This window comes from Mesorhizobium sp. M0571 (genome assembly GCF_040320985.1).
Classification (GTDB): domain Bacteria; phylum Pseudomonadota; class Alphaproteobacteria; order Rhizobiales; family Rhizobiaceae; genus Mesorhizobium.
In genome coordinates this window covers 128,551-147,361 of sequence record NZ_JAMYQT010000016.1, presented here as the reverse complement: position 1 = coordinate 147,361, position 18,811 = coordinate 128,551, and the positions used below count along the sequence as shown (strand labels likewise).

Here is an 18,811-nt window from a genome sequence, read left to right as displayed (position 1 = left end):
AAGGGGGGCGCTGTCCCGCCAACGTATGCTCGAACAGGGCCGGCGAAGCGCTTGAAGGGGTCGCCTAAAAACATGAACAATCTTATACTTGATTGATTCAAATTTTATGCGTGTTCTATTGGCGTTTTACTTAATGTCTACTTCGCGCTTTTGCGTCAAATAAATCCAGCCGTGTCATTGTCTCCTCAAACGGGAGACTGAATAATGAAAAAGACGAGGGGCAAGCTGTTGCTGGTGGCAATAGCGATGCAGCTTTTCGGCTGGGGGAGTGCAAATGCGGTGGAGCCGGCCTTCATGCACACCGGCGGGCGCACCACACAGCCGGTCGGTCACTACGAATTGTGCCAGCAGCTTCCGCAGGAATGCAATCAGAGGACGCCGAACCGGGCACCGGTCGAACTCACCCGCAAGCTGTGGGCGACGATCGTCAAGATCAACAATTCGGTCAACAGCAAGGTCGCGCCGCGCACCGACATGGAAATGTGGGGCAAGGAAGAAGTCTGGTCGTTTCCCAACGGCGTCGGCGACTGCGAGGATTATGCGCTGGAAAAGCGCCGCGAGTTGATGAGCATCGGCATTCCGGCCGGCGATCTGCTGATGACGGTTGTCCGCCAGCGCAACGGCGACGGCCATGCGGTGCTGACCGTGCGCACCAGCCTTGGCGAGTTCATCCTCGACAATCTCCAGCCTAAGGTGCTGTCCTGGACCAATACCGACTACACCTACCTGAAACGCCAGTCCGAGCGGAATTCCGGCGCTTGGGTAACGATCAACGACGGCCGCTCCGACGCGGTCGCCAGCGTCCGCTGAGGACGCGACGCAAAACCCGGTCGAGTCCCCACCCTCCCCGTCCCCAACGACCGGGTTTAGGAGCCGGCCCCGTCCCCGGGCCGGCTCCACCATTTCTAGGCAAGCGCCACCAGGCAATCCCGCGTTGAAACTAGACCTTTTTCAGCCCCGCCTTGAACCGCTTGCCGTTGGCGACGTAGTGCGCGGCCGAGGCGCGCAGCCTGGCGATAGCGGCGTCGTCCAGCGTCCTGACCACGCGCGCGGGTGAGCCGACGATCAGCGAATTGTCGGGGAATTCCTTGCCTTCGGTGACCAGCGCGCCGGCGCCGACCAGCGAATTGTTGCCGATCCTGGCGCCGTTCAGCACGATGGCGCCCATGCCGATCAGGCTGTTGTCGCCGATCGTGCAGCCATGCAGCAAGGCGCGGTGGCCGATCGTGCAGCCTTGGCCGATGGTCAGGGCAAAGCCGGGATCGGTGTGCATGATTGTGTGTTCCTGCACATTGCTGTCGGCGCCGATGACGATCGGCTCGTTGTCGCCGCGGACGACGACGCCGAACCAGAAGCCGGCATTGCGGCCGACCCGCACATCGCCGATCAGCGTGGCGTCGGGCGCGATCCAGTTGCTGTCGGCGTCCTCGAAAGCCGGCGCTTTCCCGTCAATCGCGTAGATCGGCATCGCTGTCTCCAGATCGTTCTCACACCGACAAGCCGCCAGACCCTAGAAGCGAAGCCGCCCATGAGGCAATGGGGATCACCACCATCCCCAGCGCCAGCGCCCAGATGGTGGCGGTGCAGCCGCAGGAGACCAGACCCAGCACCGAAATGCGACGCTCGCGCCAGGCGTCCAGCGCCTCGTTGGCAAACATCAGCGGCCCGGCGCAAGCAGTCGCGGCGAGCGAGCGCAGCATGTGCTTCGACGACACATAGGGTTGGACGAAGGCAAGTCTGCGGCCGGCGATCAGCTCCATCGCCGATCCGGCCAGGCCGCAAGCCGTCAGCCCAGCCATAAAACTGAATATGATTTGTTCGACCAGGCCCATCTTTACCCTCCGTTTACCATGAAATCGCACAGTCGCCTGCAAAAGCTGCGTAGCAAGAGCCGTGCCGCGCCGAGATGTGCCGCTCAGGCACACCCGATGGAACGGCGACGGCAAACGAGGATCGCGATGAAGCAGGCAGTCGCCACAGAGGGCCCGCAGCCCAGCGTCGTCGATTCGACGCTGATGAAGCGGGTGTTTTATGCATTCGCGACGCTGGCGCTGCTGTCGGTGGCAATCAGCCTCGGCGGCAAATGGTTCGGCCGCTCGATCGCCATGGCCGGGTACACCGACGACACCACGGTCCACGAGGTCGTCATCGGCAACAACGTCGTCGCCGTGCCGGCCAATGTCATCCGCTTTGCCCAGGCGCGGCGCGACGGCATCGCCTCGCGGCTCGATCTCTATGTGCGCTATCCCGAGATGGACGGCTACAGCGAGGCCGCCCGTGACGACTTCAACCACACCGGAGCCAGCAAGGACATCGTGTTCCTGTCGTTCGAGCCGCAAATGATGTCGCGCGACATGAGCGGCCGCTTCGCGCCGATCTACAGCGCGCTGATCGCCCAGCCCGGCACGCCCGGCCCTGGCGGGACGCTGCTCTATACGTTCAGCGACAAATCAGGCTATCTCAACGAAGTGCTGGCGGTCGCCAACCGCCCCGGCAAGGATCCGTTCGTTGCCCGCTGCCTGAGCGGCCCGAGCGCGGACGAATCGCTGGCGCCCTGCGAACGCGACATCCTGGTCGGCGATAATCTCAGCCTCACTTACCGCTTTCCCCGGGAATTCCTGGGCGAGTGGCAGGCGCTCGACGCAGCGATTTTGGGCGAGGCAGCGCGTGTCCTGAAGACGGGGCGGTAGGCAACGAAACGGGCCGTTACGTTGTGATCCTTCGCGCCCCACTGTCCCGCCGGCGCCAGCCGCAATTCCGGCTCAGGCCAGATCGATGTCGAGGATCGCCATCGAGAAATTATAATCGCCGTCGTCCTCGTCCTTGAAGACGATGCCGAGGAACTCGTCGCCGACATAGACCTCGGCCGAATCTTCCTTGCGCGGCCGCGCCTTCACTTCGAGTTTGGGGTTCTGGAAGGTGCGCTTGAAATAGGCGTCCAACTTTCTGATTTCGTCCGGCTTCAACAGTCTTCTCCGATCGTCGGCTTCTTCGTTTGAGCGCGCTTCTGGCACGTCGACAATGGCCATGTAAAGGCAAGCCGGCGAGAGAACACGGGCAATCGCCTCACGTTTGCGCTGCCCCTCATCGCCCTGCCGGGCACTTCTCCCCGTATAGTGACGGGGAGAAGGACGCCTTCGCAAAGAATTTCGCCAATCTCCAGCGTTATAGAAACAGTGCCGAGGCTGCAGTCAGCCCCTTCTCCCCGTCACTATACGGGGAGAAGATGCCGGCAGGCAGATGAGGAGCGGCGCCGACATCGATAGTTGGTCCGACGCGACAAGCCCCTGCTCGAGCACTCAGATGTCGAAGCTGACGACGTGGTCCATCGTCTGCGACGGCAACAGCTGATCCATCTGCCGCGAGGGCTGGTCGCAGCCGGTCTCGCCGACGACGCGGGCCGGCACGCCGGCAACCGTCTTGTTGTGCGGCACCGGCGATAGCACCACCGAGCCGGCCGCGATCTTCGAGCAATGACCGATCTCGATGTTGCCGAGGATCTTGGCGCCGGCGCCGATCAGCACCCCGTAGCGGATCTTAGGATGACGGTCGCCGCCGGCCTTGCCGGTGCCGCCCAGCGTCACGCCGTGCAGGATCGACACGTCGTCCTCGATCACCGCCGTCTGGCCGACGACGAGGCCGGTGGCGTGGTCGAGGAAGATGCCCTTGCCGATGCGGGCGGCCGGATTGATGTCGGTCTGGAACACCGAGGACGACCGGCTCTGCAAATAGAGCGCGAAATCCTGGCGGCCCTGGTTCCACAGCCAATGCGCCAGCCGGTGCGTCTGGATGGCATGAAAACCCTTGAAATAGAGCACCGGCATGATGAAGCGGTCGCAGGCCGGATCGCGGTCGTAATAGGCCTGGATATCGACGCGCACCGTCGTCGACCAGTCCTCGTCGTCGGCCGCCATCGCCTTGAAGGTCTGGCGGATGAGGTCGGAGCCTATGTCCTGGTGGGCGAGGCGCTCGGCCAGCCGGTGAATGACCGCTTCTTCCAGGTTTTCCTGATTGAGGATGGTCGAATAGAGGAACGCTGCCAGCAGCGGATCGCGGTTGACCGCTTCCATCGCTTCGTCGCGGATCGAACGCCAGATCGGATCTACCGGCTGCACCATGGTGGGACGGGAAATCGTAACGCTATTCATCTGATGTCTCCGGCCATCTAATGTCTCCGGCTTGGCGGCTTGCCTATTCTCCGGCCGCTCCTATAAGCCAGATCATAGCACGGGTGAACTCAATTTTCCTTAGTGCTTCGTCAAATGGATTTGGTTCGCGGAATTTCAAGCAGCCATGGAAAACGCAGCCTTGATGGACGAGAAGCTGAAGCGCGAGCTTTCGGCGCTCTACAAGGCCGAGGATCGCCACTATCACAGCCTTGGCCACATCGAGGCGATGCTGGCGCTGGCCAACGATTACAAGGCGTTGCTGCACGATCCTGAAGCGGTCGAAGCGGCGATCTGGTTCCACGACGCGATCTATGACAGCCGCGCCAGGGACAACGAGGCGAGGAGTGCCGCACTTGCCGAGAAAAAGCTCGCCGGCCGCGCCGACGCACAGCGCCTCGGCCGCATCGCGGCGATGATCGCTGCCACCGCCGGCCACGAATTGCCCAGCCTGCAAAGCCCCGGCGACGAACATTTTGTCCGTGACGCCGCGCTGTTCCTCGACATGGACCTGGCGATCCTGGGTGCTGTGCCTGACGTGTTCGACGCCTATGAACAGGCGGTCCGCCGGGAATATGGCTGGGTCGAGGCGCCGATGTGGCGCGCCGGCCGTGCTGCTGTCCTAAAGGGCTTCCTCGCCCGCCCGCATATCTTCCACAGCGAGGAATTCCGCCGGCGATTCGAAACCCAGGCCCGGCAAAACATGGCGCGCTCGCTCAAGGCGCTTGGGCACAGCCCGGGCGGATCGTAGCCCGACGCGTCGCTCGCTTGCCTGCCGGAGAGTTGCCCGAAATCAGGTAAACGCGCCGATGGTCGATGCCATTCCCCACAGCATGAACACCCCGGCCGCAAGCGACGCGCCGTTGACCACGATGCCAGCCAGACCGAGCACACGACTGTCGTTCGAACGACCGAGCGCCATCAACCCGAAAACCACGCCGGTAAGATGTGCCAATGGCCCGGCCAGAAAAAATACCGCGGCGAAGAAGCCTGTCGCACTGTTCTGGAGCAGTGGGGACGCGTCGCTCGGCATTGCTATCAATGCGGTGATCGCAATCGCCCCTACCGCCAATGCGGCCAGCGCTAGAATAACGGATCGTTTGCCGAACGTGCTTTTCGCAACAACGCCCGGCAAAGCGGCGTCGCTTCTTCCCCATTGTGCCATCGTACCCCCTACCCTTCGTTCAGCGTGGCGGTTTTGAACCGATCCACACGCGCGCTTATTTACTCCTGTATCGTTGCAAAACCGCTAAGGACCCCAGCTTCAGGCCCGATGGCCGCTCTTGGGGAGCCATCCATCAGAGCGGATGCTCGGCATAAAACTCCAGCACACGCTGCTTGAACGTCTTGTCGCCGACCGCCAGCATGTGGTCGCGACCTTCGATGTGAAACGCCCTGGCGTTCGGCATCAAGGCGGCGAGCTCATCCGGCGAGCCGCCGATGTCGTCCTTGGTGCCGACGGCGATCAGCGTCGGCTGGGCAATGCGGGCAAGGTCGGCCTCGCTCAGCAATTCGCGGGAGGTGGCGATGCAGGCAGCGAGCGCCCGGCGATCGCTGCGGGTCTGATCGGCGAAGGCACGGAACGAGCGGCCGCGCGGATCGGTAGCGCCTGCCGGATCTTCGGCCAGAAGTGCGTCGGCTATCGGATCCCAGTCGCCGACGCCGTCGACCATGCCGATGCCGAGACCGCCGAAGACCAGCGTCGCCACCTTGTCCGGATCGGAGAGCGCCAGGAACGCCGATATCCGCGCACCCATCGAATAACCCATGACATGGGCGCGTTCGATGCCGAGATGGTTCAAAAGCGCTGCCCCGTCGGATGCCATCCTGGCCGGCGTGTAGTCTGCTTCGTCATAACTTTTCGAGGAAGAGCCATGGCCGCGATTGTCGAAGGCGATGGCGCGGTAGCCGGCGTCGTTCAGCGTCTTGAACCAACCGGGCGACACCCAGTTGACGTAATGGCTCGAGGCAAAGCCGTGGATCATCAGCACCGGATCGCCCTGCCCCGATGCCGGCTGGCGATCGAGGAAAGCAAGGTCGAAACCGTCATGGGAGAAGAACTGCATCGGCCGAAGATCCTGCCCGTTCAGTCGGAATCGACACTCGGCGCATCGCCCTTGTCGGGCGGCGGCATGGCAGGACCCGGCGCCGTGCCGATGGCGGGATGGCGCAGCAGATCGCCGTCCTTAATGCCCTTTTTGGCGGCGGTGCCTGCCCTGAGCTCGAGCACGAAGCGCACCGGTTCGTCCGGCGAGATGATCGCCTCCGACTGCGGCTCGCCTTGCTTGATCGCCCGGATCCGGCCGTCCTGGCCGACAAAGATCAGGTCGAGCGGCATCGGCGTGTTCCTCATCCAGAAACTCACATCTTGCGGCGCGCCGAACACGAACAGCATGCCGTGATTGTCGGCCATGTGCCGCCGGAACATCAGGCCGGCTTCGCGCTCGGCGGGCGTATCGGCGATTTCGACCGAAAAAGAGCGCTCGCCGGCCTTCGTCACCGCGACCAGTGGCGCCGGGTCGACGGGAAGGATCATCGCCTTGCCGTCGGCCGAACTCGGTTGCTGGAAATAGAAGAAGGCGCTTGCGGCGACGATGAGGAAAATCCCGGCGCAGAGCGCGCCCGCCGTCAGCCGGTTCCTGTGAGCCATATGAAATCCTCGGCCGGAACTAATGCGAGACCGGCAAGGTACCCATATCGGGGTGAATTTCGGCAGCCATAAGGCCTTTGTCGCCGCGTCCGAAGCGGACCAGCACCACCTGGCCCGGCCGGAGCTCGGTGATGCCGTAGCGGCGCAGCGTCTCCATGTGGACGAAAATGTCCTCGGTGCCCTCGCCCCGGGTCAGAAAGCCGAACCCCTTGGTGCGGTTGAACCATTTCACCAGCGCCCGTTCGAGGCCGCTTTCCGGCGTCACCGCGACGTGGGTGCGCTGCTCCTGCAACTCTGCCGGATGGATCGCAGTGGTGACATCCATCGAGAGCACGCGGAAAGCCTGCAGCCCACGCTCGCCCTGTTTGACTAGGCAGACGACGCGGGCGCCTTCCAGCGCGGTCTGAAAACCGTCCTTTCGAAGGCATGTCACATGGAGGAGGATATCGCCCGAAGAACCATCATCGGGAAGGATGAAACCGTAGCCCTTGGCCACGTCGAACCATTTGATGGCGCCGGCAATTTCGACGAGATCGGCCGTATCGGCGCTCTCATCCCGCTTCAACGCATCGTTACCGGCCCCGTCCCGCCCCATGAAAGAGGCCTTTTCCCCCATAAGAACGCCCCCTTTTTCAAGAAACACTGCAACTGATTCTTGGTATCAGATTAACACCGCGGCTTCCGGTGTGTGCAAGACCTGACGTGCCTTTTTTCACGGTTGCATACAGGAATAGCGGATTTGTCGTTTGCCGGCGCCAGCAAGCGGGACCAATTGCCCTTTGTCCGGGCCGCCCCTATGTTGCGCCGCAACGCAACATCGGAGGAAATCCCATGCGCTATCTGCACACCATGGTCCGCGTCGCCGACATCGATGCCTCGCTCGATTTCTACTGCAACAAGCTTGGCCTGAAGGAAGTGCGCCGCCACGAAAACGAGCAAGGCCGCTACACGCTGATCTTCCTTGCCGCGCCCGAAGACGAGCAGAGCGGCATCTCCGAAAAGGCGCCGCTGGTCGAGCTCACCTTCAATTGGGACCCGGAAGACTACAAGGGCGGCCGCAATTTCGGCCATCTCGCCTATGAGGTCGACGACATCTACGCCACCTGCCAGCGGCTGATGGACAATGGCGTCACCATCAACCGGCCGCCGCGCGACGGCAACATGGCGTTCGTCAAATCGCCGGACGGCATCTCGATCGAGCTTTTGCAGAAAGGCCCGGCCAAGTCCAAGGCCGAACCATGGGCGTCGATGCAGAACACCGGAAGCTGGTAGCCGATCACGCCATCTTGAGCCGACGTCGTCAGGCGGATATGTCCCGCAGCTTTTGGTTTTCGCGGCAGGCGCCTATCTAACCGGCGTTGCGCCTGCCCGCGAAGGCTGGCGCAACATCATGCAATAGGCGCTCGCCAAGTCCACAATGGGCTCCAGGAGAATTCATTCATGCCGACCAGCCATGTCGACGTCGCCACCGAACATGCCAGCCGCTATTTGCAGCAGCTGTGCAAGCATTGGGCGCACAAGTTTCCCGTCGAGTTCGACCCGAACCACGGCACCATCGATCTCACGCTCGGCCGCACGGTTCTCGATGCCGACCCGGCAGCGCTGCACATCGCGGTGACGACCGACGAGGCCGGTTCGCTTGAGCGCCTGGAGACGGTCGTCGCCGACCACATCAAGCGCTTCGCCTTCCGCGAGGAGCTGACATTCGACTGGAAACGCGCTCCGGCTGCGTAGACGACCTGTCAACCGCCTGCCTTGGCCATCTCCAGCAGCATCAGCACGGTGCGCCAATTGCGCGCGGTGCCGGGCACCTTCAAAACGCGCGGGATGAGATTGGCAAAGACCGATTTGCCGAGCCCGTCGGGCGCATGCAGATAAAACACGTCACCCTTGATCTCGAAGCGTTCGGGCCCGGTGCATTTTTCCGCCAGCCGGGCGACCTCTTCGGCGGTCGGCTCGCGCTCCAGCGCATAGGCGTGCAGCTTGGTCGGCTCGCCGGCCATTTCCGGATAGGGGTTCTCCGCCGCCAGCCGCTCGAGCCAGCCGAGATCGCGCACCATGATGCGCGAGTGGAATCCCCATTTCTTCTCGAATTCCGCTTCCAACTGGCTGGTCAGCATGACTGCATCGCCGTTTGGCGACCGGAAGACGGCGTTGCCGCTCTGCACATAGGTGGCGATATCGGAGAAGCCGAGCCGCTCGAAGAATGACCTGAGTTCCGCCATCTTGACGATGCGATTGCCGCCGACATTGATGCCGGAAAACAGCGCGACAAAGATCTTTCCCTCGGTGGTCAGAAGATCGTTGCTGCTCATATGATGAACCCAGCGAGCGTCTCGTTATCGGTGATGTCCTGATAGTGGACGCTCTCGGCGTCGAAATTCGCCTTGAGCAGGTCGAAATTGCGGCGGTCCTTGGTTTCGATGCCGATCAGCACCGATCCAAAATTGCGCGCCGATTTCTTCAGATATTCGAAGCGGGCGATGTCGTCGTCGGGGCCAAGCAATTCGAGGAAATCGCGTAACGCGCCGGGCCGCTGCGGAAAGCGGATGATGAAGTATTTCTTCAAGCCCTCGAAGCGCAGCGCCCGCTCCTTCACGTCCGGCAGCCGCTCGAAATCGAAATTGCCGCCGGACACCACGGCGACGATGGTCTTGCCCCTGATTTCCTTTTTGGAAAAATCCTTCAGCGCATCGATCGCCAGCGCGCCGGCCGGCTCGAGCACGACGCCCTCGACATTGAGCATTTCGATCATGGTCGCGCAGAGCCGGTTTTCCGGGATCAGCCGCACCGCGTCGGCGGCAAACTCCCTGAGGTGGCGCAGCGGCTCGCGGCCGATCTCGGCCACCGCCGCGCCGTCGACGAAATTGTCGACCTTGGCGAGCTTGATCCGTTTTCCGGCGGCGAGACTCTCGCTCAGGCTCGGGGCGCCGGCCGGCTCGCAAAAGACGAAGCGTGTTTCGCGGTGCTGGTCGGCGAAATAATGGGTGACGCCGGCGGCCAGGCCACCGCCGCCGACCGGCAGCATGACGATGTCGGGCATGCGCGCGCCGGGCATCTGGCCTGATATCTCGTAGGCGACGGTCGCTTGCCCTTCGATGATGTCCTTATGGTCGAACGGCGGGACCATGTGGGCGCCGGCAGTTTCGGTGAATTCGAGTGCGGCGCGGTAGCAGTCGTCGAAAAAATCGCCGACCAGCCTGATCTCGACGAAGGCGCCGCCGAACAGCCGCGTCTTGTCGATCTTCTGCTGCGGCGTCGTCACCGGCATGAAGACGACGCCCTTTTTGCCGAAATGGCGGCAGACGAAGGCAAAGCCCTGCGCATGGTTGCCGGCCGAGGCGCAGACGAACAGCTCGGCATTGTTGCCGGCGGCGAGCGTCTTGCGGAAGAAGTTGAAGGCCCCGCGGATCTTGTAGGAGCGCACCGGCGTCAGGTCCTCGCGCTTCAGCAGCACCCGCGCGCCGGTCTTCTTCGACAGATAGTCGTTTTCCTGCAGTGGCGTTTCCGGAAAGATCTCGCGGATCGCCGCGGCGGCAGCAGCGACGCGAGAGGAGAAACTGGTCATGGCAAGAGCACCCCAAAAGCTATGCGAGTTCGGTCCCGCTATTGCATATCCGGCCTCGCGAAGCCATTGTCCGGCCGCCCCGAAGGGGCATTTCCGGAATCAACGTAAGCATTTGGGGGCGTTTGCTCATGCCTGTCGCATCGGTTGCCCGGAAAACCGTGTCGCTGCCGGAGTTCGGCGAGCCGACGGTGATGCCGCTGGTGCCCCGCGCCGCCTACGAGGCCCGTATCGCGGCGCTGGTCGCACGTGGCGGGTTCGATGCCTTCGTCGTCTATGGCGACCGCGAACATGCCGCCAATGTCGCCTACCTCTGCGGCTACGACCCGCGCTTCGAGGAGACGCTGCTCATCATCGTTCCCGGCAAGCCGCCGAAACTGCTGGTCGGCAATGAGGGCTGGGGCTATGCCGAGATCTGCGACGGGCCTTACGAGCGCGTGCTCTACCAGACGTTCTCGCTGCCGGCGCAGCCGCGCGACCGCTCGCAAGCGCTGGCCGACATCCTTGCCGATTGCGGCCTGAAGGCCGGCCAGCGTATCGGCGCCATCGGCTGGAAACCGTTCGGCCCCGGCGATGCCGGCTTTGGGGAAACGACGCTCGACCTGCCGTCCTTCATCGCCGACACGCTGCGTACCCTTGCCGGCGATAGGGGCACGGTCGTCAACGCGGCGAACCTTTTGATGAACCCCGCCGACGGCCTGCGCGCCATCAATGAGGCCGACCAACTGGCGGCGTTCGAATTCGCCGCGACCTATTCCTCGCAAGGCCTGCGCAACGTCCTGCAAGGCATCGAACCCGGCATGACCGAATTGCAGGCGGCGCGGCTGATGGGCATCAACGGCCTGCCGCAATGCTGTCACTCGATGCTGTCGGCCGGCAGGCGCGCAGCCTATGGCCTGCCGAGCCCGCGCCTCGACATCATCAAGCGCGGCGACCCGATCACCATGGCATACGGCATCCAAGGTTCGCTCAACGCCCGCGCCGGCTTTCTGGTCGAGGATGCGGCCGAGCTTCCGAAGGGCATCCAGGACTATGTCGAAAAACTGGTCGCGCCGTATTTCTGCGCCGTCGTCGACTGGTACGAAACGGTCGGCATCAGCGTTCCCGGCGGCGCGTTGTGGAAGGCGGTGCACAACCGCATAGGCGATCCCTTCTTCGGCGTCTCGCTCAATCCCGGCCATCTCGTCCATATCGACGAATGGATGCATTCGCCGGTATTTTCCGGCTCCGACATCAGATTGAAGTCGGGCATGGCCTTGCAGGTCGACATCATCCCGGCGACCGGCACCGATTATTTCACCACCAACATCGAGGACGGCATCGCGCTGGCCGACGAGGAACTGCGCGAAGAGATCGCCGCGCGCTATCCCGAAACCTGGCGCCGCATCGAGGCGCGCCGCGCCTTCATGACCGACGTGCTCGGCATAAGGCTGAAGCCGGAAGTGCTGCCGTTTTCCAACATCCCGGCCTTCCTGCCGCCGTTCTGGCTTTCGCGCAACAGTGCGATGGCAGTCGAGAGGCGCTGAGCGCATTTCGGCGTCCGCGACTTACTTCCGCCGCACTTCGCCTGTCCGGGAGGTGCGGCGGAGGTGATGGGCCTTTGGTTAGGCCGGAGTGGAATTTCTTAAGTGTTTTTGAAGACGATTTGCATCATTCTCATTGCCGGGCTGCTCGCCGGCTGCGGCGGCCGTCAAACCGAGGAACTGCTCGGCAGCGCCATGATGGCTGCGCCGGTGACGGAAATCGCCGGCAACCACTCGATATTCATCGCCACCACGCGCAAGCGCTCCGACGATCCCAACAAGGTCTTCGACGGCGAGCGCTCGGCGACGCTGAACTATGCCCGCGTCAACGTCACCGTCCCCGGCATCCACAAGACAGGCCAGATCGAGCGGCGCTCGCGCGGCAAGTCGGACGATCCGGCCAAATACTTCATGGCTTCCGAGGTCGTCGGCTACGACACCCAGCCGAAATTCTCCAGCGCGCTCAGTGCCGACATCGCGGCGCGCGGCGGCCGCGTCATGGTCTTCGTCCACGGCTACAACACCGGCTTCGACGACGCTGTCTACCGCGTCACCCAGATCACCCATGATTCCGGCTATCCGGGCACTCCGGTGCTGTTTTCCTGGGCCTCGGGCGCCAAGACCACCGACTATGTCTACGACAAGGAAAGCGCCAGCGTTGCCCGCGACCAGCTGGAAGTGACGCTGAGAATGCTGGCGCAGACCGGCGCGCGGCGCATCGACATCGTCGCCCATTCGCTGGGGACCTGGGTGACCATGGAGGCGCTGCGCCAGCTTGCCATCACCGGCGACCGCGATCTCGGCGGCAAGCTCGGCGACGTGGTGCTGGCCTCGCCCGATATCGACGTCGACGTGTTCAAGAGCCAGATGCGCCGCTACGGCAAGCCGGACAAGCCGTTCATCCTGCTTCTGTCCGACGACGACCGGGCGCTGCGGCTCTCCGGCCTGATCGCCGGCGCGCGGCCGCGGGTCGGCGACTACAAGGACGCCGCCGACCTGGCCAGCTATGGCGTGTCGGTCGTCGACCTCTCCAGCGTCAAGGGAGCCGACCGCTTCAACCACACCAAATTCGCCGACAATCCGGAATTGGTGCAGTTGATCGGCCAGAAGCTGCGCGAGGATGACGGGTTTGCCAGCGACCGCGAAGTGACCGACCGCATCGCCTCGGTCGGACAATAGCTATCGTCCGCCGACAGCTACCTTCCGCCAGCTCGCGATTCTGTTCACGATTGCCGCACCATCGGAATAGTTTGAACTGGACCGTGCCGGCCTCTGCCTCTATCGGAATAGTCCAAGACGTCTTCGGCTCGACGTCGCCCTTGCGGGAGCCCGCGTGATCGTGCGTTCGAAGATCTTTCTCGTCGTTGCGTTCGCGCTCGCGGTGGCAGGCTGCGCCGGCCAGAACACGCATGATTTGCTCAACAAGACGACGATCACGGTGCCTGCTTCCGACATCGCGGCCACGCATAAGATCTTCGTCGCCACCACCCGGCAGAAGGCAACGAAAGAGCCCCGGCAGGTGTTCGACGGTGACCGTTCGCCCACGACCAGCTTTGCCAGCGTCGAGGTGACGGTGCCGAAGATCCATCAGGTCGGCGCCATCGAGCGGGTCAAGGGCTCCGCCAACAGCAATCCGGCGAAGGATTTCACGGCGACCGGCGTCACCTTCTACGAAGGGGCGCCGCAATTCGCCAAGGCGGTCGGCGCCGACATCGCCATGCGCGGCGACCGGGCGCTGGTTTTCGTGCACGGCTTCAACAACGGCTTTGACGACGGCATCTACCGCCTGACACAGATCGCGCACGACACGAAATACCCCGGCACGCCGGTGCTGTTTTCGTGGGCGTCGAGCGGCAAGACAACCGGCTACATCTACGACAAGGAAAGCGCCAATGCGGCGCGCGACGATCTCGAAGCGACGCTGCGCATGCTCGCCAAGACCCGCGCCAAGAGCATCGATATCATTGCCCATTCGATGGGGACCTGGGTGACGATGGAAGCGTTGCGCCAGCTTGCCATTACCGGCGACCGCGACCTCGGCGGCAAGCTCGGCTATGTCATCCTGGCCTCGCCCGACATCGACGTCGATGTGTTCAAGAAGCAGATGATCCGCTACGGCAAGCCCGACAAGCCGTTCGCCGTGCTGCTTTCGGGCGACGACCGGGCGCTCAGGCTCTCGACCCTGATCTCCGGCGACAAGCCACGCGTCGGCGACTATGGCGACGCGGCCGACCTCGCCAGCTATGGCGTCTCGGTGGTCGACCTGACCAAGACCAAGGGCGGCGACCGGCTGAACCACGCCAAATTCGCCGACAACCCGTTCCTGGTGCTGCTGCTCGGCGACCGCCTGCGTGCCCCGGCCGGCCTGGCCTCCGAAGAGACCGCGCCGGCCCAGCTCGACAATCTCGGCCAGGGCCTCGGCAAGGCCGTCGGCTCGGTTGCCGAGATCGTCATCACCACGCCGTTCAAGGTGCTGACCATCGCCACCGGCGGGTGAGCCGCGCCCCGGCCGCGTTCAGACGAACAAATCGACCTTCTGGAACGTCGTCACGTCGATCAGGCCGACATCGGAAATCCTGAGCTCGGGGATGACGACCAGCGCCAGCAGCGAGTGCTGCATATAGGCGTTGTTCAGCGAGCAGCCCATCTGGCGCATGGCGTCGCTGAGTTGGTCCGCCTTGGCGGCGACGATTTCCGCCCGCTCGTTTGACATCAGCCCGGCGATCGGCATTTCGACCAGCGCCAGTTCCTTGCCCTTGGAGAACAGGACGACGCCGCCGCCGACCTCGCCCAGCCGGTTCACAGCCAGAGCCATGTCCTGCTTGTTGGTGCCGACGACGATGATGTGGTGGGCATCGTGGGCCACGCTCGACGCCATGGCGCAGTCGCCGATATAGCCGAAGCCGGAGACGAAGGCGTTGGTGACGCCGCCCGTGCCCTTGTGGCGCTCGACCAGCGCGATCTGGCAGACATCGTTGCGGCGGTCCATGGCGACCAGCCCGTCCTCGACCGCAAGATCGGCCTCCAGCGCCCGCGTCGGGGCCTGGTTCTCGATGACGCCGATGACGCGTACCCGCACCTCGTTGGCGCCCTTGGGTGCCGCGATATCGAAATCCGCAGGTTTGAGCTTCTTGCCGAGCTTGACGGTGTTCTTCGCCGTCCGCGGATAGTCATAGGCCGGAATGTCGATTTCGAGCTTGCCGCCCTTGGCCAGCCTGACGCCGCGGGCATAGACTTCGTCGATGGTCATTTCGGCCAGGTCGGAGACGATCAGCAGATCGGCGAGCCGTCCCGGCGCGATCGAGCCGATCTCGCGCTCCAGCCGGAAATGCTGGGCGGTGTTGAGCGTCGCCATCTGGATCGCCGTCACCGGCTTCAAGCCCTGGCTGATGGCATGGCGGACGACCCGGTCCATATGGCCTTCGTGCACCAGCGTGCCGGAATGGCTATCGTCGGTGCACAGGATGAAGTTGCGCGGGTCGAGCCCGCTCTCCGTCACCGCCTTGATCTGCGAGGCGACGTCATACCAGGCCGAGCCCAGCCGCAGCATTGCCTTCATGCCCTGGCGGACGCGGGCGATGGCATCCTCGGCGCGCGTGCCTTCGTGATCGTCCTCGGGGCCGCCTGCGACATAGCCGTGGAACGGCAGGCCGAGATCGCGCGAGGCATAATGCCCGCCGACGGTCTTGCCGGCCCTCACCGTCGCGGCGATCTCGCCCGACATCACCGGATCATTGGCGGCGACGCCCGGAAAATTCATCACCTCGCCGAGCCCGATGATGTTTTCCCAGGTCATTGCCTCGGCGACGTCGGCGACCGTCAGTTCAGCGCCGGCATGCTCCAGCCCCGGTGCTGACGGCACGCAGGACGGCATCTGCACATGCACGTTGACCGGCATGGCGACGGCCTCGTCATGCATCAGCCGGACACCCGGCAGGCCGAGCACATTGGCGATCTCATGCGGATCGATGAACATCGAGGTGGTGCCATGCGGGATCACCGCGCGGCAGAATTCCGTCACCGTCACCATGCCGCTCTCGACATGCATATGCGCGTCGCAAAGGCCCGGCACCAGGTAACGGCCGCCGGCATCAACCACCTTGGTGCCCTGGCCGATGGCATGGCCGGCATTCGGCCCGCAATAGGCGAAGCGGCCGCCGGCAATGGCGATGTCGGTGCCGGCGATGATCTCGCCCGAATGAACGTTGACCCAACGCCCGTTGCGGATGACGAGATCGGCGGGTTTGCGGCCCATGGCGACGTCGACCAGATGCGTCGCCATCTCGGCCCAGGGTTTTGGTTTCGTCGCATTGGCGGTCTTCGGCATGAACAGGCTCCAATTTGCCCGACTGTGCCAAGCCGCGAGGATTTTGACCAGTGAGGAAGCGCAAGACCGGCGCGGTGGAGGCGATCAATCATCGACGTTGGCGCTGCCCCTCAACCTCCTGCCGGGACCTTCTCCCCGTATAGTGACGGGGAGAAAGAACGGCCGCAAACGCCGGCGTCCCCCTCTCCCCGTCCTTCACGGGGAGAGGGTAGGGAGGGGCAGCGCCAACCTGACACGATTGCGTTCGGTATTTTGTTCTTGCTTTGTGCCGGCAGCTATGCTACTAATTTCAGTATGGTGCTGATTCGCGCCGACGACCCGCCGCCGAGGCGGGTTTTTTGTTTCGGCCGATTTTCGTCATCGGCGCCCAGTGCCGCTGCGACGGTTCAGAGCACAACAATCCGCCGGCCGATTTTCTCGACCGCGAACCGGCGGCGGCAGAAGACGGCTTGACGGCCCCTGCCCGGCATCTGAAAAGGACTGGCCTGCGGACGTGGCGGAATTGGTAGACGCAAGGGACTTAAAATCCCTCGATCTCTGATCGTACGGGTTCGATTCCCGTCGTCCGCACCAGATTGGTCTCGTTTGATATCCTTCGCCTCTCGGAGCCCAGGACGCTCAACCCAACTCCACCACCCTCACCCCCCGATCGGGTTCAGCTTCAGGTGCTGGATCAGGATGATGGTCTTGGCGTCGATGATGCTGCCGTTGTGGATGCCGGCCAGCGCCTCGTCGAGCGGCATTTCGAGAACCTCGATGTCCTCGCCTTCGTCATGCGCGCCGCCGCCGTCGGAAACGCGGTCGGCGGGCGAATAGCGGGCGACGAAGAACCAGAGCCGCTCGGTCACGCTGCCGGGGCTCATATAGGGCGAAAACAGCCGCTGCACGTCCTTCAACCGGTAGCCGAGTTCTTCCTCGGCCTCCTTGCGGATGCAGGTTTCGGGATCGTCTTCGTCGAGCAGGCCGGCGCAGGCCTCGATCAGTGGCTCGCCGTGGCCGGTGACATAGGCCGGATAGCGGAACTGCCGCACCAGAAGCACCGTCGAGCGCTGGGGATCGAAAGGCAGGATCACCGCGCCGTCGCCGCGATCGTAGGTCTGACGGGTGTGCGTTTCCCATTTGCCGTCGCGCCGGCGATAGTCGAAGACGGTCTTTTTCAAGACCGCCCATTCGTCGGAAAGCACTTCCTCAGAACGGATGCGAATGCGATCTTCCATGGTGGACTCCCTGATGCCGCGGCAAGGCGTAGCCGCGAACGGTGGTTCACGCAATCCGGCCAGCCATTGGTCTAGTGCGCCGGTTCACCCTCTCGTGTCTGGCGCATCTGCAAGTGGCTGCCTAAATAGCGGCAACCCTTTCCGGAGTTTTTTATGACCTCATCTCTTTTCCAGCCGATCACCCTCGACGGCCTCACCTTCCCCAACCGCATCGCCGTCGCGCCGATGTGCCAGTATTCGGCCGAGGACGGCTCGGCCAGCGACTGGCACCTCTATCACTGGATGAACCTGGCGATGTCCGGCGCCGGCATGGTCACTGTCGAGATGACCGACGTCGAACGGCGCGGCCGCATTTCGCATGGCTGTCTCGGCCTCTATTCCGAGGACAACGAGGCGGCGGCGCGACGCACGCTGGATGCAGCCAAGCGCGTCGCCGCGCCGGGCACGAAATTCGGTACGCAGCTTGCCCATGCCGGCCGCAAGGCCTCCAACCGCAAACCTTGGGAGGGCGGCGGCCCGCTGCACGCCGATCAGGATCCGTGGCCGATCGTGTCGGCCTCGGCGATCGCCTACGACACCGGCTGGCAAGTGCCGCGGGCGCTGGAGGATGACGAGATCCTGCAAATCATCGAACGCTTCGCCGAAGCGGCACGGCGGGCCGAGCGCGCCGGCTTCGACTTCATCGAGCTGCATGCCGCGCATGGCTATCTGATCTTCCAGTTCCTGTCGCCGCTCTCCAACCGGCGCACCGACCGGTGGGGCGGCTCGCTGGAAAACCGCATGCGTTTCGCCGTCGAGATCGCCAAGGCGGTGAAGCAGGCGGTGCCCAGGCTGATGCTGGGGGCGCGTCTGTCGATCAAGGAATGGGTCGATGGCGGCTTCGAGGTCGAGGATGCGATCGAAGTGGCAAAAGCGCTGAAGGAGGTCGGCGTCGCCTATCTCTGCTGCTCGAGCGGCGGCAACTCGCCGTTGCAGAAGCTGCCGACCGGCCCAGGCTACCAGGTGCATCTGGCCGAAGCGATGCGCAAGGCCACCGGCATCGCGACGCGGGCGGTCGGCCTGATCGACGATCCGAAACAGGCCGAGGCGATCGTCGCCGATGGGCGCGCCGACATGGTGGCGCTGGCGCGCGCCTTCCTTGCCGATCCGCGCTGGGGCTGGCGCGCCGCGGCCGCCTTCGGCGAGAAGATCCATCCGGCGCCGCAGCTTGCCCGCTCGGTGACGACGATGCAGCATTGGATGCGGGGCAGCACTGGATGAAGGCGGCGAACCGACGGCGGCGGGTTCGTCTCACTGGATAGGGCACCATAGCTTCGCTTTAATCCTCTGCCGGTGTAGAGTGGCCAGGGCTGCGGCTGAGCGC

The 18,811-nt window shown here is 63.6% G+C and carries 21 protein-coding genes and 1 tRNA gene; 10 read left to right on the top strand and 12 right to left on the bottom strand.

Going from position 1 to position 18,811, the window contains the following annotated elements:
- Positions 1–204: 204 nt before the first annotated feature.
- Entirely contained in the window at positions 205–810 is a 606-nt protein-coding gene (locus NKI85_RS20305; protein ID WP_352777625.1) for a transglutaminase-like cysteine peptidase, read from the top strand.
- Between the two features lie 130 nt (positions 811–940).
- On the opposite strand, the gene NKI85_RS20300 is transcribed toward NKI85_RS20305, so the two are convergent.
- Both NKI85_RS20300 and NKI85_RS20295 read right to left on the bottom strand, forming a co-directional pair.
- Positions 941–1,468 carry a gamma carbonic anhydrase family protein gene (locus tag NKI85_RS20300; RefSeq protein ID WP_352526522.1) on the bottom strand — a complete coding sequence of 176 codons (528 nt, stop codon included), beginning with the start codon at positions 1,466–1,468 and terminating at the stop codon, positions 941–943.
- A 19-nt stretch (positions 1,469–1,487) separates the two neighbouring features.
- The gene (locus NKI85_RS20295) at positions 1,488–1,832 is read right to left on the bottom strand and encodes a DUF6949 family protein (RefSeq protein ID WP_352526524.1); all 345 of its coding nucleotides are present in this window, start codon (positions 1,830–1,832) and stop codon (positions 1,488–1,490) included.
- A gap of 126 nt (positions 1,833–1,958) precedes the next feature.
- On the opposite strand from NKI85_RS20295, the gene NKI85_RS20290 reads away from it, so the two are divergent.
- Positions 1,959–2,690 carry a hypothetical protein gene (locus tag NKI85_RS20290; protein ID WP_352777621.1) on the top strand — a complete coding sequence of 244 codons (732 nt, stop codon included), beginning with the start codon at positions 1,959–1,961 and terminating at the stop codon, positions 2,688–2,690.
- Between the two features lie 72 nt (positions 2,691–2,762).
- Here the strand turns inward: NKI85_RS20290 and NKI85_RS20285 are convergent, their stop codons facing one another.
- Both NKI85_RS20285 and cysE read right to left on the bottom strand, forming a co-directional pair.
- Entirely contained in the window at positions 2,763–2,966 is a 204-nt protein-coding gene (locus NKI85_RS20285; RefSeq protein WP_023674799.1) for a DUF3126 family protein, read from the bottom strand.
- Positions 2,967–3,299: 333 nt separating this feature from the next.
- A complete protein-coding gene (cysE, locus tag NKI85_RS20280; RefSeq protein WP_352526528.1) occupies positions 3,300–4,148 on the bottom strand; it encodes a serine O-acetyltransferase in 849 nt (282 codons plus the stop codon).
- 145 nt (positions 4,149–4,293) lie between these two features.
- Here cysE and NKI85_RS20275 point away from each other — a divergent pair, with 145 nt between their 5' ends.
- On the top strand, positions 4,294–4,917 hold the full coding sequence (locus NKI85_RS20275; RefSeq protein WP_352777619.1) for an HD domain-containing protein: 624 nt from the start codon (positions 4,294–4,296) through the stop codon (positions 4,915–4,917).
- Positions 4,918–4,959: 42 nt separating this feature from the next.
- Here NKI85_RS20275 and NKI85_RS20270 read toward each other — a convergent pair whose 3' ends face one another.
- The 4 genes from NKI85_RS20270 to NKI85_RS20255 all read right to left on the bottom strand — a co-directional run bounded on the left by NKI85_RS20270 (position 4,960) and on the right by NKI85_RS20255 (position 7,432).
- Positions 4,960–5,331 carry a hypothetical protein gene (locus tag NKI85_RS20270; protein ID WP_352777617.1) on the bottom strand — a complete coding sequence of 124 codons (372 nt, stop codon included), beginning with the start codon at positions 5,329–5,331 and terminating at the stop codon, positions 4,960–4,962.
- A 133-nt stretch (positions 5,332–5,464) separates the two neighbouring features.
- Positions 5,465–6,232: an alpha/beta fold hydrolase gene (locus NKI85_RS20265; RefSeq protein ID WP_352526533.1), complete on the bottom strand. Its 768-nt coding sequence runs from the start codon at positions 6,230–6,232 to the stop codon at positions 5,465–5,467.
- Positions 6,233–6,252: 20 nt separating this feature from the next.
- A complete protein-coding gene (locus NKI85_RS20260; protein ID WP_352526535.1) occupies positions 6,253–6,816 on the bottom strand; it encodes a DUF192 domain-containing protein in 564 nt (187 codons plus the stop codon).
- Between the two features lie 19 nt (positions 6,817–6,835).
- On the bottom strand, positions 6,836–7,432 hold the full coding sequence (locus tag NKI85_RS20255) for a cold-shock protein (protein WP_502896009.1): 597 nt from the start codon (positions 7,430–7,432) through the stop codon (positions 6,836–6,838).
- Between the two features lie 215 nt (positions 7,433–7,647).
- Between NKI85_RS20255 and gloA the strand changes: the two genes are divergently transcribed.
- Both gloA and NKI85_RS20245 read left to right on the top strand, forming a co-directional pair.
- A complete protein-coding gene (gene gloA / locus NKI85_RS20250; protein ID WP_352777614.1) occupies positions 7,648–8,088 on the top strand; it encodes a lactoylglutathione lyase in 441 nt (146 codons plus the stop codon).
- Between the two features lie 168 nt (positions 8,089–8,256).
- Positions 8,257–8,550, top strand: a complete 294-nt coding sequence (locus NKI85_RS20245; protein WP_352526539.1) for a DUF2218 domain-containing protein — start codon at positions 8,257–8,259, stop codon at positions 8,548–8,550.
- An 8-nt stretch (positions 8,551–8,558) separates the two neighbouring features.
- Here the strand turns inward: NKI85_RS20245 and NKI85_RS20240 are convergent, their stop codons facing one another.
- Both NKI85_RS20240 and ilvA read right to left on the bottom strand, forming a co-directional pair.
- Complete coding sequence (locus tag NKI85_RS20240) at positions 8,559–9,131, bottom strand: DUF1697 domain-containing protein (RefSeq protein WP_352777611.1); 573 nt, start codon at positions 9,129–9,131, stop codon at positions 8,559–8,561.
- Positions 9,128–10,384, bottom strand: coding sequence for a threonine ammonia-lyase IlvA (gene ilvA / locus NKI85_RS20235; protein WP_352777608.1), 1,257 nt, complete (start codon positions 10,382–10,384; stop codon positions 9,128–9,130). The genes NKI85_RS20240 and ilvA overlap by 4 nt, the downstream gene beginning before the upstream one ends.
- 128 nt (positions 10,385–10,512) lie before the next feature.
- Here ilvA and NKI85_RS20230 point away from each other — a divergent pair, with 128 nt between their 5' ends.
- From NKI85_RS20230 to NKI85_RS20220, 3 genes are all read left to right on the top strand, one after another.
- On the top strand, positions 10,513–11,907 hold the full coding sequence (locus NKI85_RS20230; protein ID WP_352777606.1) for a hypothetical protein: 1,395 nt from the start codon (positions 10,513–10,515) through the stop codon (positions 11,905–11,907).
- 102 nt (positions 11,908–12,009) lie between these two features.
- Complete coding sequence (locus tag NKI85_RS20225; protein ID WP_352526546.1) at positions 12,010–13,083, top strand: alpha/beta hydrolase; 1,074 nt, start codon at positions 12,010–12,012, stop codon at positions 13,081–13,083.
- 154 nt (positions 13,084–13,237) lie between these two features.
- Entirely contained in the window at positions 13,238–14,401 is a 1,164-nt protein-coding gene (locus NKI85_RS20220) for an alpha/beta hydrolase (protein WP_352777604.1), read from the top strand.
- Between the two features lie 18 nt (positions 14,402–14,419).
- On the opposite strand, the gene ade is transcribed toward NKI85_RS20220, so the two are convergent.
- The gene (ade, locus tag NKI85_RS20215; protein WP_352777602.1) at positions 14,420–16,231 is read right to left on the bottom strand and encodes an adenine deaminase; all 1,812 of its coding nucleotides are present in this window, start codon (positions 16,229–16,231) and stop codon (positions 14,420–14,422) included.
- A gap of 487 nt (positions 16,232–16,718) precedes the next feature.
- Here ade and NKI85_RS20210 point away from each other — a divergent pair.
- Positions 16,719–16,804, top strand: a tRNA-Leu gene (locus tag NKI85_RS20210).
- 65 nt (positions 16,805–16,869) lie between these two features.
- On the opposite strand, the gene NKI85_RS20205 is transcribed toward NKI85_RS20210, so the two are convergent.
- Positions 16,870–17,448: an NUDIX domain-containing protein gene (locus NKI85_RS20205; RefSeq protein ID WP_352526551.1), complete on the bottom strand. Its 579-nt coding sequence runs from the start codon at positions 17,446–17,448 to the stop codon at positions 16,870–16,872.
- A 153-nt stretch (positions 17,449–17,601) separates the two neighbouring features.
- Between NKI85_RS20205 and NKI85_RS20200 the strand changes: the two genes are divergently transcribed.
- Positions 17,602–18,708: an NADH:flavin oxidoreductase/NADH oxidase gene (locus NKI85_RS20200; protein WP_352526553.1), complete on the top strand. Its 1,107-nt coding sequence runs from the start codon at positions 17,602–17,604 to the stop codon at positions 18,706–18,708.
- Positions 18,709–18,811: the final 103 nt, after the last annotated feature.

Coding starts and splice junctions, on each gene's coding strand:
- NKI85_RS20290 (WP_352777621.1), top strand. CDS start 1,959: ATGAAGCAGGCAGTCGCCACAGAGGGCCCGCAGCCCAGCGTCGTCGAT.
- NKI85_RS20295 (WP_352526524.1), bottom strand. CDS start 1,832: ATGGGCCTGGTCGAACAAATCATATTCAGTTTTATGGCTGGGCTGACG.
- NKI85_RS20270 (WP_352777617.1), bottom strand. CDS start 5,331: ATGGCACAATGGGGAAGAAGCGACGCCGCTTTGCCGGGCGTTGTTGCG.
- NKI85_RS20205 (WP_352526551.1), bottom strand. CDS start 17,448: ATGGAAGATCGCATTCGCATCCGTTCTGAGGAAGTGCTTTCCGACGAA.
- ilvA (WP_352777608.1), bottom strand. CDS start 10,384: ATGACCAGTTTCTCCTCTCGCGTCGCTGCTGCCGCCGCGGCGATCCGC.
- NKI85_RS20260 (WP_352526535.1), bottom strand. CDS start 6,816: ATGGCTCACAGGAACCGGCTGACGGCGGGCGCGCTCTGCGCCGGGATT.
- NKI85_RS20255 (WP_502896009.1), bottom strand. CDS start 7,432: ATGGGGGAAAAGGCCTCTTTCATGGGGCGGGACGGGGCCGGTAACGAT.
- NKI85_RS20230 (WP_352777606.1), top strand. CDS start 10,513: ATGCCTGTCGCATCGGTTGCCCGGAAAACCGTGTCGCTGCCGGAGTTC.
- ade (WP_352777602.1), bottom strand. CDS start 16,231: ATGCCGAAGACCGCCAATGCGACGAAACCAAAACCCTGGGCCGAGATG.
- NKI85_RS20265 (WP_352526533.1), bottom strand. CDS start 6,232: ATGCAGTTCTTCTCCCATGACGGTTTCGACCTTGCTTTCCTCGATCGC.
- cysE (WP_352526528.1), bottom strand. CDS start 4,148: ATGAATAGCGTTACGATTTCCCGTCCCACCATGGTGCAGCCGGTAGAT.
- NKI85_RS20305 (WP_352777625.1), top strand. CDS start 205: ATGAAAAAGACGAGGGGCAAGCTGTTGCTGGTGGCAATAGCGATGCAG.
- NKI85_RS20245 (WP_352526539.1), top strand. CDS start 8,257: ATGCCGACCAGCCATGTCGACGTCGCCACCGAACATGCCAGCCGCTAT.
- NKI85_RS20200 (WP_352526553.1), top strand. CDS start 17,602: ATGACCTCATCTCTTTTCCAGCCGATCACCCTCGACGGCCTCACCTTC.
- gloA (WP_352777614.1), top strand. CDS start 7,648: ATGCGCTATCTGCACACCATGGTCCGCGTCGCCGACATCGATGCCTCG.
- NKI85_RS20275 (WP_352777619.1), top strand. CDS start 4,294: ATGGAAAACGCAGCCTTGATGGACGAGAAGCTGAAGCGCGAGCTTTCG.
- NKI85_RS20240 (WP_352777611.1), bottom strand. CDS start 9,131: ATGAGCAGCAACGATCTTCTGACCACCGAGGGAAAGATCTTTGTCGCG.
- NKI85_RS20300 (WP_352526522.1), bottom strand. CDS start 1,468: ATGCCGATCTACGCGATTGACGGGAAAGCGCCGGCTTTCGAGGACGCC.